The sequence below is a fragment of the Niastella sp. OAS944 genome, assembly GCA_024809215.1.
In the GTDB taxonomy this organism is placed as follows: Bacteria; Bacteroidota; Bacteroidia; order Chitinophagales; family Chitinophagaceae; genus Niastella.
The window spans coordinates 72,510-85,971 of record JANUBW010000013.1 but is presented as its reverse complement, the minus strand read 5'-3'; the positions used below and the strand labels follow the sequence as shown (position 1 = coordinate 85,971).

The window sequence follows — 13,462 nt, the reverse complement described above, 5'->3', positions numbered from 1 at the left end:
CGCAGCATTTAAAAGCAAGCACACTAATTTTTAACGTGATATTTTTTACCATTTGTTCTAATAACTACCTGGCGCAGGCTACAGTGCTTGGTAACTCAATTGCAAAACACCATCCCGGGGCCGGCTTTGTAGTTGTGCTTGTTGATGAGCGTACCACTGCTGTTGATTATAGCACTATCCCGTTTGAGGTACTGCCTATACATGAGGTGGAACCTAAACTGCACGAGCTGATCATTAAATACGATATTGTTGAGTTAAATACCTGTATAAAGCCACGCATATTCGAATATCTGGCCAATGAACGCAAAGAACAACAAATTATTTACCTCGATCCGGATATCAAGATCTATTCACCGCTTACTACCATTCAATCGGCGCTTGAAAACGGCTCGATAGTTTTAACGCCACATATTTATACACCTATTCCGCTCGATGGTAAATCACCTGGTGAAAACACTTTTTTAAATTTTGGTATTTATAATCTTGGCTTTGTTGCGATTCGTGTTACAGAAGAGTCAAACAAATTTATAAGCTGGTGGAAGGAACGCACCTATGAGCAGGGCTATTCGTCGGTGCAATATGGGCTTTATGTAGATCAGTTATATATCAACCTTGTTCCTGTTTTTTTCAGGGATGTTTGTGTGTTAAACGACAACGGGTGTAATATGGCGCCCTGGAATTTACACGAGCGTTATTTAACCTACAGCAATAATGAAATAATTATAAACGGAACAAACACCCTGAAATTCTTTCACTTCAGCTCCTTCAGGATAGATACCGGTGAACTACCTGTACACTATTATAACAGGTTTTACATGAAAGACCGCCCTGATTTGGTTCAGTTGTATAAGGGTTATAACGACGAGTTAAAAGCCGCAGGATACCTTTTTTATTCACCTCTCAAGTGCTCTTATATATTGAAGCGTGAACAATACCTGCAACAGAAATGGAAAAAGAAGCCACTTTTAAAAAGAATGGCTATTCGCACGCTCAGAGCTTTGCCAAAAAACTTTAGAACTGCCTTAGCTAATATTTAACATCCGACATGACAGACTTTCCCAAAATATCAGTTATCACGCCTTCCTATAATCAGGGACAGTTTATAGAAGAAACCATATTGTCTGTTATCGGGCAAAATTATCCTAATCTTGAATACATCGTTATCGATGGTGGAAGTACTGATAATACCGTTTCCATCATTAAAAAATATGAATCAAAAATATCATATTGGGTAAGTGAAAAAGATGGCGGGCAGGCTGAAGCCATCAACAAAGGGTTTAAAAAAGCCACCGGTGACATTTTCTGCTGGTTGAATAGCGACGATATGTTTATGCCGGGTGCATTGTATATCATGGCCGCCAAAATGAAAGAAAACAACAGCGCTATTTATTTTGGCAACTGCATACATTTTAAATATGCAAATGATGGCGTTGAGGCAATTGGCAGCAACGTAGTAGAAGCAGCACGGCTATATTCCCTGCAGCACGTGGATTTTATTATTCAGCCCTCGTCTTTCTGGTCAAAAGCTACCTTCGAAAAAGTAGGTTACCTCACTGAGGAACTGCATTTTGGGCTTGACTGGCAATGGTTTTTGCGGGCGAAACAATGCGGCGTGCCATTTATTGCTATTCAAGAATGTTTATCAATGTACAGGGCGCATCCCAATCACAAAAGCAGCCACGGTGGAAAAAAAAGACAATCGGAATTTGTTAAAATATACGACCAATACGCTCCTGAACGTACGGATTTGTATAAACAGGTTTGTGAAGACAGTGCAACGAAAGCCAGTGGTGTAAAACACACATTGCTTAAGGTATATTTCAAGTTAACAGGTAAGCCCTATAATAATGGAGAGGTTCTAAAAACATTGAAACCTGTTAAATACAGCAAATATTCAAAGCAGGCTATTCAGGAATGTACCTTGATGTTGTAAGGATTTAATAGAAAAATGAATTTAAAAAGCGCAATGGATCGTAGTTTGCCCCGTGTTTTAGTTGTAACAGATGTTGCAGTGGAATTGATGTCGGCCGGTTCAACATTATTATACCGGCTGCTTGAAAATTATCCTAAAGAAAACTTATATATTGTTCAAACTACCCCGGTTAACCAGGCACGATCTATTAAGGAAGTTACGTATTTTGAAAATAAATCCAGGTTAGCAACACGCTTAAAAAGAACCAGGTTTTATTTTATAGGTTCTTTAATAGAGTTCAAAAACTCACTGTTTATTGGAAAAGCAGAGAAGAAGATTATCTGCAATTTCCGTCCCGAAGTTATACTCACTGTTACTTTCAGATTTTCCTGGATAAAGGCATATTTTATTTCCAGAAAATGCAGGCTACCGCTTCATTTGATCCTGCATGATGACATTTTAACAGCCGAACGCCATGGCTCGCTGGTGAACTGGTTGCTTAAAAAGGGGTTTAAAAAGACATACCGGCATGCAACATCTCGCATGTGCATTTCCCCAAATATGGAGGAATATTATGCCAGTCTGTTCGGGGTAAAGGGTGATATATTATACCCTTCACGGGGAATAAACGATATCACACGGCCAGTACCAGAAAGAATTAAACAAAAGAAACCCTCGCTGCATTTTTGTTACGCAGGTTCGTTGCATACAGCCAGTTTTGTTACCATGTTGAACCAGTTGGCAGGGGTGTTATATAAAGAGAATTGTCGGTTGACCATTTTTTCAGATGCTAATAAATCACATTTGGAAAAAATGGAATGGCTTGGTAAAGACCATGTAACAATTAACGGTTTTGTTCATCCCGAAGAGCTTAAGGAATTTTTATACCAGCAAGTTGATGTTAATATAATGCTCAATTCTTTTGAAGACAGCACTCCTTTCCGGTATAACTTTTCAAGCAAAATGGTTGACTATTCAGCTACCGGGCTGCCTGTTTTAATGTGGGGACCTGAAGAATCGGCTATCATGAAATGGGCGCTTCAACAAAAATATCCATTGGTTTTAACCACTATCAAACTGGAAGACATTGAAGAAATGGTGCGTGGTCTGAGAAATGAATATGCCCGATATAATGCGGCCATGTGGATAAAGCAAACAGGCGATACCTATTTTTCATATGAAAAGAATTTCGGTGTACTTGCAAATAATCTTTGTATGGGAAATTTGGAACGCAATAAATTATTTTTAGCACAATAATATGACAGACTTTATAAAAGGAAGCTGGAGATTATTTCAACCTGTTCGGTACTTTTTTCTCAAGCATCCATTTTCTCTTCCCGGCGCTTACATAAAATATTTAAGATCGTATGCACGGTTTAAGCGTATGGGTGGTAATGCCACCTACCGGTACCTGGCGCCTTATTTACAGCTGCCTAATCACGATACCCAATCAGGAGGCGGGCATTATTTCTTTCAGGATATATGGGCGCTTCGCCTTTTAAAAAATAATGGAGCTGATGTTCATTATGATGTAGGCAGCAGGTTCGATGGCTTTGTTGGCCAGGCTACAGCTATCTGCAAGATAGTATGTGTAGACATCCGTAAGCCCGATTTCGATTTGGAAGGCCTTCACTTTGTGCAAGGCAGCATTTTATCGTTACCATTCGAAACAGCAAGTATACATTCTATTTCATGTTTACATACGGTAGAACATATTGGCCTGGGGAGATATGGCGACGAGATTGACCCGAAGGGATTCGAAAATGCAGTGCTGGAATTAAGCAGGATACTTGCAAAAAATGGCAATTTATATTTAAGCATGCCTATAGGCAGGGAGCGTGTTGAATTTAATGCACAAAGAATACTGTCTCCTCTTACTCCTTTACGGATATTAGATAAGCTGGTGCTGCAAGAGTTCAGTGTGGTAGATGATGAAGGTAAATTTCATCGTAACGTAGATCCTAAAGATTATACAAAAGCAAATTACAGCTGCGGACTTTATTGGTTTAAAAAACAATAGTATTTAAAAGTTAACAAGTTATAAATGGCAAAGTTACTGGTAACAGGTTCTTCCGGTCTTATAGGTTCTGAAGTATGCATGCACTTCGCTAACCTTGGTTATGAAATCCATGGAGTAGATAATAATCAGCGGGCTGTGTTTTTTGGAGTCCAGGGAGATACTCGCTGGAACCAAAAAAGATTGCAAACAACCATCGGCAATTTTCATCATCACGAACTGGACATACGTAACCGCGAAGGTGTTATACAATTAATTGCCACTGTTAAACCCGATGCTGTAGTACATACTGCGGCGCAACCTAGCCACGACAGAGCTGCGGCGATTCCATTTGACGATTTTGATACCAATGCTGTGGGAACTTTAAACTTATTGGAAGCCGTTAGACGATATAGTATTCAAATTCCTTTCGTTCACATGAGTACTAATAAAGTGTATGGAGATGCTCCTAATTCCATTGCCATGAAAGAACTGGACACCCGTTGGGATTATAGTGATACAGCATATGAATTTGGTATACCGGAAACCTTTACAATAGACCAAAGTAAACACTCCCTTTTTGGCGCCTCGAAAGTAGCTGCAGATGTTATGGTGCAGGAGTATGGCCGGTATTTTGGCATGCCAACCTGTTGTTTACGTGGCGGTTGCTTAACCGGTCCCAATCATAGTGGCGTTGAATTACACGGTTTTTTAAGCTATTTAATACGTTGTAACCTGGAAGAAAGAACATACACCGTGTTCGGCTACAAAGGAAAACAGGTGCGCGATAATATACATTCCTACGATGTGGCAAGATTCATAGAAGAGTTTATAAAAGCACCTCGCTCAGGTGAAGTATATAATTTAGGTGGCGGTAAAGACAATACCTGTTCAATTCTGGAAGCTTTTGCGTTAATTGAAAAGATATCAGGTATAAAAATGAAATATAAATATGATGAAACCAATAGAATTGGCGATCATATTTGTTATTACAGCGATTTGCGTAAAATGCGTGCACATTATCCCAATTGGAATATTACAAGGGATCTCGAAACAACATTCAGAGAAATCTACAATAGCTGGATAACCCGCCAGGCCTCGTTGGTTTAATAAGTAAATATGTTTGTCTTTCAACTAATGGGCGGTGTTGGTAACCAACTGTTTCAATATGCTGCCGCCCGGGCTTTATCTTTAAAGAGGAATATTCCCTTTAAAGTTGAATTTGATGATCCGTATAAATTTGTAAAACGCTCATACAACCTCGACTTTTTCAATCTGTCAGTGGAGTTTGCAACAAAAAAGGAGTTGGCAAACTGTAAACCCAAAAAACGGTTTGAAAAACGATGGTGGCTTTTAACAGGGCGTAATCCGGAAAATAAATTAGTGAAAGAGAAAGCTGACTATGTATTTGATGCGGCTTTTTTTGATATCCCCGATGGGTCGTATGTAACCGGTTTTTGGCAGGCAGAAAATTATATTCTTTCTGTGCGCGATATACTGTTAAAAGAGTTGCAGCCCCGTTTGGGCCCTTCTGAAGCAAATGCAAAAATTTTGCAGCAGGTAGCACAGTCAAATGCCATATCGTTGCACATAAGAAGGGGAGATTATGTTACAGTTGCACACACCAATAGTGCGCATGGCACCTGTGACATGGAGTATTATAAAAAGGCCATGGCTTATATGGCCTCTAAAGTGAGTGACCCGGTTTTTTTTATATTCTCCGATGATATGGCATGGGTAAAGGCGAATTTATCGCAGAATTATCCCATGGTCTTTGTTGATATGAACGATGCAAATACCAGTTATGAGGATTTGAGAATTATGAGCAGCTGCAATCATCATATTATAGCCAATAGTTCTTTTAGCTGGTGGGGAGCGTGGTTAAACAATAGAAGCAACAAAATGGTGATTTGTCCTACAAAGTGGACGAGCAAGCACTTGTCGGCCGAAATTGATCTGATACCGAAAAGCTGGATAAAATTATAGCAATGGCTAATTTATTGCCGATCTCAATTGTGATGGCCACTGCGAATAGGAGCACTATCCTTGCAAATACACTTCGTTCAGTAGGCCAACAGATTCATCAGCCCCAGGAAATCATCATCATAGATGGTTCTATAGATGAAAAGACCTTTTTGCTTTTGAAGGAGCCTATTCATGGGCTTTCCTCTCAAGTACTTTATCAACGAGCCGTTGAATTAGGCGCTGCAAAGCAGCGAAACCAGGGGATACAAAAGGCCACATGCGATGTTATCGGCTTTATGGATGATGATATTTTACTGGAACCGGATTGTATATTGAACTTATGGAATGCTTTGCAGCATAGTAAAGACGCTGGCGGCGTGAATGCCTTGATAACTAACCAGCATTACACTACTCCCAGATTTATTACCCGCTTGTTTTATCAGGCCATGATGGGTAAACGGGCGAATGATTTTGCTGGTAAGGTTTTTGGGCCGGTGGTGAACTTATTACCTGCCGATGACCAGTCGTTGGGCGACGTAGTACCGGTAGAGTGGTTAAATACAACCTGCACTTTATATAAAAAGGATCAATTACCCGATCCTGTGTTTGACAGGCACTTTGAAGGATATTCATTAATGGAAGACCTGGTGCTGTCGTTGCGTGTTGCACAAACATCCCGTTTGTATAACGTTAGAACTGCCCGCATTTTTCACGATACCCAGCCAGGTGTACAAAAGAACAATGTGCAGGTAATGTCCGAAATGGATTTGGTGAACAGGTATTATGTAATGCGAAAAGTGATGAAGCAAAAAGGGCTGATGCCTTACCTGAAACTCATTATCCATCAATTGTATTTTGCAGTTGCCACAAGGAATATTTATAAGCCTGCATTCCTTAAAGGAAAATTTAACGGAACAAAACAAATATTGAAAAGTACATAGATGAAGGTTCATATTGGCATTACATCCAAAAATAGATTTGAGATAATACCTAAAGCAATTCAGTCTGCTTTGGATCAAACATATACCGAGAAAGTAATTACCATATTCGATGATGCCTCCAGTGATGCCACTCCTACACTCGCCCATAAATACCCGCAGGTTAACTGGATTATCTCCGATATTCCAAGAGGATATTTATATGCAAGAAATCATTTTCTTGAAATAAGCGATGCTGAGTTATTTGCCAGCCTCGACGATGACTCGTGGTTTATGGATAACGATGCCTTAAAAATCGCTATCGACCATTTCAAAAAGGATAAATCCATTGGCGCCATCGCCTTTGAGATCGTTGGCCCTGAGAATCCTGACACTCCCAAGGTGGAAATAACTCCGGTTGTAACCCATATGTATATCGGTTGCGGACATTTGCTAAATGTAGAGGCTGTGAAAAAAGTAGGCGCTTATATTCCTACACCCGGTTTATATGGTGGAGAAGAAAAGGATCTGTGTATTCGTTTGATGGATGCCGGTTACAAAATCATCCTATTAAAAGGCCTGTATGTTTGGCACGATAAAACCAGCGTGGCCCGCAATATTCCATTTCAACACCGCTCAGGTGTATGCAACGATCTTATTTTCGCCTACAGGAGAACTCCTGCCATGTTATTAATTCCATTTATAACTGTTAAGCTCTGGAAGCTTTTTAAATTTTCTTATAGCTTTAAGGAGGTTCCGTTATTAAAACCATTCTTTAAAGGGTTCGGTGATTTCTTTAAGTGCGTGCTAGCCGGCAAAACTAAACGGAAAGCGGTATCAATGAAGACTTTCAAACATTACCTGCAATTAAAATAAAATGGCATTCCCTTCTTTAGAAGCGTTTTTCGTAAAATATCCTGTGAGTTTGAAAAGCAGAATAAGATTCTTCTTTTACAAATTATTTGGAATGCAGATAGGATCAGGGAATCGTTTTGAAAAGGGACTATTCCGTAGGGCAATCCAGATCCAAATAGGTAATAATAATGCATTTACAGAAGGCTATAAATTATGGCCTGCAGATGAGTTCCATAGCAAGAAAAGAATTATAATAGGGAATGGTAATTATTTTAACAGGGGACTGATCCTCGATGCATGCGGAACTATTACGATCGGTAATAAAAACATGTTTGGCCCTGATATATTTATAACAGACTCTAATCATACATATGGCCCCGGCTTGTCTCCCACCGATACGCCTATGCAAGTTGGTTCAGTTATAATAGGCGATAATTGTTGGATCGGCGCCAAGGTGGTTATATTGAAAGATGTAATCTTGGGTGATAATTGTGTAGTAGCCGCAGGGGCTGTAGTGACCAAAAGCTTTCCGGCCGGTTCCATTATTGGAGGGGTGCCTGCAAAGCTGATAAAAAACATATTTACGATAGAAAAGGTTAAAGAGTAATCCATAATATTTAGTTCAAATTGCAGAATAAGCAAATAGTAATTTCACATTCGGGTAAGCAACATTCTTATTATGTTGCAAAGGCATTATATGACCTGGGTAATTTAAAGAGGTTTTATACAAGCAGCTATATTACCAGTATTGTTTTGCAACGATTGATTGAAAAAGCAGGACTGTCGTTCTTGTCGCGCCGGTATTTGCAAGGATTAGGTGGTAAATACGTGGGATCGGCCTGGAAGTATGAAGTACGGGAACAGGTGGTAAGAAGATTGAAAGGTAACACGCCTGCTATTACCGAGCTTGTATTTAAACGGGATGTTGCTTTTGACAATGACCTTTCGCGTAAGTTGTCAAAGCTTTCTTTTGACGCTTATTGGGGCTTCCAGGGCAGTTGCCGCAATTGTTTAGCAGTTAGTAATGAAATGGGGAAACCAAGTATTTGTGAAATGACCATTGCGCATGTTCCCTTTGCAAAGCGAATTTTGCAGGAAGAGGCTGCGTTACATCCCGAATGGGCCGATAGTATTGATTTTGCATCCTTCCCTGCTTATTTTGAAAAACGCATGGTGGAAGAACCGGTTATAGCCCAAAAAGTAATCGCCATTTCAGCTTTTCTGAAACAAACCCTGGTGCAGGAAGGCATAGATGAGTCAAAAGTAACTGTAATTCCCCTGGGTTTCGATGCAAAGAGTGTTTCCTTTTCCGAAGAAAGCGAATCTATTGCCAACCGGCCATTACGGTTATTATATGCCGGCAGAGTAACCCAGCGTAAAGGCATTAAATATGCACTGGAGGCCATGCGGGCATTTAATAAAAAGGATGTTGAGCTTCATATTATAGGCAATCTGTACGGAAGTGGTAATGCATTTAAATCATATAAGGATAAATATCAGTACAGATCAGGAATTACTCAACAGGAGCTATTCAAAACCTATCAACAATACGATGCATTATTGTTTCCAAGTATACTCGAAGGTTTTGGATTGGTTACCGTAGAGGCCATGGGTGCCGGGTTGCCTGTTATTACAACGCCCAATACTAATGCTACCGAAGTGATTCGCGACAGGAAGAACGGATTTCTGGTTCCCATTCGGGATACACAGGCCATTATTAAAGCCATAGAAGAACTGCGCGGTATGGATAATATAACGTTTCAACAAATGCGGTATGAGGCGCGGAAAACTGCGTTACAATATACGTGGGACAGTTATACAAATCGTGTATCTGATTTTATAAAAGAAATTTAATCCTATATCCTGTGTCAAAAAAGATGTTCAAGATTCATTTATTTCTTTGTTTGGTTTTTGTTCCTGGAGTTTTGTTATCGCAGGGATTGAGTCTTAATTATGGTGCTCCCTGGGGTGTTCATCAACTTAGCTACAATAATATTGAACTTGTAAATTTGAATAAACACATTGGAGCACCCGTTGCTATTGAGGCTGTAAAATTAATAAACAAGAAGGGCAAAATAACCGACCAATGGTCGTATGTGACAAAACATGATTGGAATGACGAAAAACGAGAGTTTACTTCGGTATTTAATAATATATTATTAGCCTGTAATTTTAAACAATTGGCCGATACGTTATTTATACAAATTACGCTGACAAATACTTCTGCTGATACTTTAAGTGGGGTAAGCATTTGCCCATTGACTTTAAATTTTGGTAAAAAGCCAGATAACATCCAGCCTTACAATCCCTATTATTCAAACAATATAGCCGGCCCCTCAGTAATTATTGCTTATTTAGATACTTATAATTTAATGATTGAAAATCCTGACGTTACAAAGAAAATTTATACAGGGTTGCTTGAAGAAAACAATACAAATGGTACTACTTATAGACTCTGGACCGGTAGCCATCCATTTACAGGAATGCAGGATTTTGACAGCCGTTCTGAGATAAAGCTGGCGCCAGGGAGGGTATATAGTTATTCTGTATCCTTAAAATTTTGCAAAAAGGATAAGTTGCTATCTCAGGTTGCTTCTAAAACATATAGTAATTTCAAGAAGGCCAATCCTTTTTTATTTAAATGGCCCGACCGTCGGCCAGTTGGTGCTTTATTTTTATCATCCTATAATCAAAATAAGAACGTAGCAAATCCCCGGAATTGGGTTTTTCAGGGATCATCAAATGCACCAACGAATACAGAACATATTAAAGAGTTAAAAGCGTCACTTATGTCTTATGCCGATAAAAGTATAAGTATATTAAAAGATATGGACGCTCAGGGCATGATTACGTGGGATATTGAAGGGCAGGAGTTTCCCCATCCATTATCTTATATTGGATCTCCTGAGCTTATTGGCAAGGTTGCTCCTGAAATGAATAGTATAATTGATGAGTATTTTGCCAAATTCAGAAATGCAGGTTTTAAGACAGGTATTTGTATAAGACCCGATTCCGTTGTTTTTAAAGGAGGATGGATTGATCACCTTTTTGTTAAAGATCCTGCTGCTACCCTTATCAGGAAAATAAGTTATGCGCGTAAAAGATGGGGTTGTACTTTATTTTATATTGACTCAAATGTTGAGCCGTCCGGCAATCCTTTAAATCCTGATTTCTTTAAAAAAGTAAGAGAAAAATTTCCGGATGTATTGCTTATTCCCGAGCACGAAAGAACTATGTATTTTGCGTATACAACGCCTTACGATGAAATGAGAATGGGTACAACTGAAGTAAATATGTTTACTAAATATGTTTACCCAGAGGCATTCATGGTAATAAATGTAGCGGAAGGATTAAACAATAAGAAGAAGGAAGCGGAGAATTTAGAAACACTGATCAACAGTAGCAAAAGCGGTAATATATTTTTATTTAGCGGTTGGTATAACGATCAGCCGATGAATGGACTTATAAAAAAAGCTTACAAAATTGCCCACGCAAAATAAGGTTATAGGTGCGATTGCTACTTTTTTACGCAATTGTGCAAAAAATTGAATTAAATAAATTAATAATGAACATTTTTTATTCTTTAATCGGAGAAAAAATCAGACCTGTTGAATTGGCTGTTCTAATAAAAAAAGCACTTTTCATAAAAAGGCGAACAATCAAAATACGCGAACACCTCTTCTGCATTGATCCTATCTCAAATTTTGGACTTAGTCTGCAGAAAAATAATAACTATGAACCTGAGATGACTGCAGTGCTGAAAAAAATTTTAATTGATGGTGACATTTTTATTGACCTGGGAGCCAATGAAGGTTGGTTCTCTGTTTTAGCTTCAAAAGCGGTTGGTACATCGGGAAAGGTTTTTTCCATTGAACCTCAATCACGTTTATGGCCGGTTATTTTAAAAAACTTATCCATAAATGGGAGTTTCAACTGCCAATTGCTACCCTATGCAGTAGGCGAAAAAGAAGAAGAGATAAAAATAACATTGGCCCCTACAATAAATACCGGAAGTAGTTCCCTTATAAGTACTTTTCGAAGTAAATTTTGGCCAAAACAAGTAATAAGTGTTAAAAGATTAGATGATTTATTAAGCACAATCACTCAAAGTGGCAAGAATAAAGTTAAATTAATAAAAATCGATATTGAGGGATTCGAATATTTTGCTCTTAAATCTTTAGGTAATTTGTTGCAGCAGGGGATTATTGAAAATATATTGATAGAAATACATGGTACCATGTTAAGGCAATTAAATTTATCATCTGAAAGCGTGATAGACTTATTAATTCAGAATGGTTACGAAAAGAGTTCTGCCTATAATGATGTATATTTATTCACTTTCAAAAAAATATAGTATATAGAGCAATCTATTCACGTGCTATAATATGGTTGTAAGCAACGACTTTATTTTTCCAATCCTTAGTTTATTGGGATTGACGTTTGTTATTTTTTTAGGAACCGGACTGAAAAAAAGTCAATGGAAGAATAATTTTATTTTCATATGGACATTGATAGTTTATTTGCAATATCTTCTATTTTCTCCATTGTATTTTTTCCTTTCAGATAAGAAGGTTTTGAACGGGACCTATTATTATGACTATTATGCAACCGGATTTTTCTTTAGCTGGCTCGCTATATTTTTTCTGGGTATTGGCTTTTTTCTCAAAAAATTTCCAAGAAAAAGGGCCGCTCCTAAAATCGAAAAGGTTCTTATAAATCCTACAAAAAGCATTTCAATATTATTCTATGTAACCTACGGCATCGTGCTAATGAATATGGCGCTAGGTGGTATTAATGTTCAAAATGTATTTCTGGGATCTGATATTGTTGGTATGGGAGCTGAAGGCGCCAGTTATTATTTGCAAAATTTTACCGATTCTCTTATAACAATTTTACTGCTGGCTTTTTTGTACGACTTTCCCCGAAAGCAAATTATTATATGGCTTGCCATGTCTTTTTTCCTTTTTTCGATTTTAGGTTTTCGGTATAGGATTATTTTAACTCTTTTTGGTATTCTTTTTATTTTAATCCTGCGAAGAAAAATAACAACCCGGATGGTTATTGGGGGGTTGCTACTGGCTGTCTTTTTTTTATACCTGATCATGTTTTCAACAGAAAATAGAAGGGTGTTGATTAGCAGAAATTATGATAAATTAAAATTTGACCCTACAGAATATAAAGCTGAAACAATTTTTGACCAGTCGAGGGGAGCATTGGCTGATATGTGTGTATATAAGTTGTACGATGATCCCTATAAGTCGGTTAAGTATGATTATGGGGTATCTTTGTTCGGGTATATTTTCATACGAATGATACCTAGGGCTATCCTGACCAATAAGGATGATTTTTATCCACCACCGCAACTAGCAATTACCTTAAGCGCGTATGAAGCGTGGTGGGGTAAATACACCGGAGAAGCTACATTGAGTGTGGGAGCTATGTTTATTGCACTCGGATGGCTGGGTATTGTTATTGGGCATTTTTTCTGGGGAGTATTGCTGCGTAGATACTCTTTAAAGGTTGATTTTAATAATAACCTGAGTTTAATATCATTTCTGATACTATCCCTGGTTACATTTCAGTGGATTACAAGAGGGTACCTTCCCCAGGAAGTAGACCATGCTGTATATATGTTTATTCCTATATGGGTTTTAAAGCGGTTTTTTACAAAAAAGGTGGAAGTAACTGCACCAGAAAAAGCGAATAGAAATGAAGCCTTTACTTAGTTTTTATACTAACGTGCCAACACCTTATCAACTGGACCTTTTTGAAGAATTGAAAAAATATTATTCACTTCAAATTGTATATTTTTCCGAT

At 38.3% G+C, this 13,462-nt stretch carries 13 protein-coding genes; all 13 read left to right on the top strand.

What is annotated here, in order from left to right; genetic code table 11:
• The first annotated feature begins 35 nt into the window (after positions 1 to 35).
• The 13 genes from GGD38_RS34305 (at position 36) to GGD38_RS34245 (ending at position 13,371) form a co-directional block, all read left to right on the top strand.
• On the top strand, positions 36 to 1,037 hold the full coding sequence (locus GGD38_RS34305; protein WP_375297923.1) for a hypothetical protein: 1,002 nt from the start codon (positions 36 to 38) through the stop codon (positions 1,035 to 1,037).
• A gap of 8 nt (positions 1,038 to 1,045) precedes the next feature.
• A complete protein-coding gene (locus GGD38_RS34300; protein ID WP_375297924.1) occupies positions 1,046 to 1,933 on the top strand; it encodes a glycosyltransferase family 2 protein in 888 nt (295 codons plus the stop codon).
• A 33-nt stretch (positions 1,934 to 1,966) separates the two neighbouring features.
• On the top strand, positions 1,967 to 3,169 hold the full coding sequence (locus tag GGD38_RS34295; RefSeq protein ID WP_375297925.1) for a hypothetical protein: 1,203 nt from the start codon (positions 1,967 to 1,969) through the stop codon (positions 3,167 to 3,169).
• Between the two features lies 1 nt (position 3,170).
• Positions 3,171 to 3,932 (top strand): DUF268 domain-containing protein, encoded by a 762-nt coding sequence (locus GGD38_RS34290; RefSeq protein ID WP_375297926.1) that lies wholly within the window; start codon positions 3,171 to 3,173, stop codon positions 3,930 to 3,932.
• Positions 3,933 to 3,956: 24 nt separating this feature from the next.
• A complete protein-coding gene (locus tag GGD38_RS34285; RefSeq protein ID WP_375297927.1) occupies positions 3,957 to 5,018 on the top strand; it encodes an NAD-dependent epimerase/dehydratase family protein in 1,062 nt (353 codons plus the stop codon).
• 9 nt (positions 5,019 to 5,027) lie between these two features.
• The gene (locus tag GGD38_RS34280) at positions 5,028 to 5,894 is read left to right on the top strand and encodes an alpha-1,2-fucosyltransferase (protein WP_375297928.1); all 867 of its coding nucleotides are present in this window, start codon (positions 5,028 to 5,030) and stop codon (positions 5,892 to 5,894) included.
• A gap of 2 nt (positions 5,895 to 5,896) precedes the next feature.
• Positions 5,897 to 6,814: a glycosyltransferase family A protein gene (locus GGD38_RS34275; RefSeq protein ID WP_375297929.1), complete on the top strand. Its 918-nt coding sequence runs from the start codon at positions 5,897 to 5,899 to the stop codon at positions 6,812 to 6,814.
• The gene (locus tag GGD38_RS34270; RefSeq protein WP_375297930.1) at positions 6,815 to 7,666 is read left to right on the top strand and encodes a glycosyltransferase family 2 protein; all 852 of its coding nucleotides are present in this window, start codon (positions 6,815 to 6,817) and stop codon (positions 7,664 to 7,666) included.
• A gap of 91 nt (positions 7,667 to 7,757) precedes the next feature.
• The gene (locus GGD38_RS34265) at positions 7,758 to 8,252 is read left to right on the top strand and encodes an acyltransferase (protein ID WP_375297931.1); all 495 of its coding nucleotides are present in this window, start codon (positions 7,758 to 7,760) and stop codon (positions 8,250 to 8,252) included.
• Between the two features lie 20 nt (positions 8,253 to 8,272).
• Positions 8,273 to 9,499 (top strand): glycosyltransferase, encoded by a 1,227-nt coding sequence (locus tag GGD38_RS34260; RefSeq protein ID WP_375297932.1) that lies wholly within the window; start codon positions 8,273 to 8,275, stop codon positions 9,497 to 9,499.
• A gap of 11 nt (positions 9,500 to 9,510) precedes the next feature.
• The gene (locus GGD38_RS34255) at positions 9,511 to 11,145 is read left to right on the top strand and encodes a hypothetical protein (RefSeq protein ID WP_375297933.1); all 1,635 of its coding nucleotides are present in this window, start codon (positions 9,511 to 9,513) and stop codon (positions 11,143 to 11,145) included.
• 65 nt (positions 11,146 to 11,210) lie between these two features.
• Positions 11,211 to 11,999 (top strand): FkbM family methyltransferase, encoded by a 789-nt coding sequence (locus GGD38_RS34250; protein ID WP_375297934.1) that lies wholly within the window; start codon positions 11,211 to 11,213, stop codon positions 11,997 to 11,999.
• A gap of 31 nt (positions 12,000 to 12,030) precedes the next feature.
• A complete protein-coding gene (locus GGD38_RS34245; protein ID WP_375297935.1) occupies positions 12,031 to 13,371 on the top strand; it encodes an O-antigen polymerase in 1,341 nt (446 codons plus the stop codon).
• The last annotated feature ends 91 nt before the right edge of the window (positions 13,372 to 13,462 follow it).

What these genes read in the sequence shown, in the direction of transcription:
- GGD38_RS34295 (WP_375297925.1), top strand. Translation starts at nt 1,967, where the DNA reads ATGGATCGTAGTTTGCCCCGTGTTTTAGTTGTAACAGATGTTGCAGTG.
- GGD38_RS34285 (WP_375297927.1), top strand. Translation starts at nt 3,957, where the DNA reads ATGGCAAAGTTACTGGTAACAGGTTCTTCCGGTCTTATAGGTTCTGAA.
- GGD38_RS34280 (WP_375297928.1), top strand. Translation starts at nt 5,028, where the DNA reads ATGTTTGTCTTTCAACTAATGGGCGGTGTTGGTAACCAACTGTTTCAA.
- GGD38_RS34245 (WP_375297935.1), top strand. Translation starts at nt 12,031, where the DNA reads ATGGTTGTAAGCAACGACTTTATTTTTCCAATCCTTAGTTTATTGGGA.
- GGD38_RS34300 (WP_375297924.1), top strand. Translation starts at nt 1,046, where the DNA reads ATGACAGACTTTCCCAAAATATCAGTTATCACGCCTTCCTATAATCAG.
- GGD38_RS34265 (WP_375297931.1), top strand. Translation starts at nt 7,758, where the DNA reads ATGCAGATAGGATCAGGGAATCGTTTTGAAAAGGGACTATTCCGTAGG.
- GGD38_RS34250 (WP_375297934.1), top strand. Translation starts at nt 11,211, where the DNA reads ATGAACATTTTTTATTCTTTAATCGGAGAAAAAATCAGACCTGTTGAA.
- GGD38_RS34290 (WP_375297926.1), top strand. Translation starts at nt 3,171, where the DNA reads ATGACAGACTTTATAAAAGGAAGCTGGAGATTATTTCAACCTGTTCGG.
- GGD38_RS34270 (WP_375297930.1), top strand. Translation starts at nt 6,815, where the DNA reads ATGAAGGTTCATATTGGCATTACATCCAAAAATAGATTTGAGATAATA.
- GGD38_RS34275 (WP_375297929.1), top strand. Translation starts at nt 5,897, where the DNA reads ATGGCTAATTTATTGCCGATCTCAATTGTGATGGCCACTGCGAATAGG.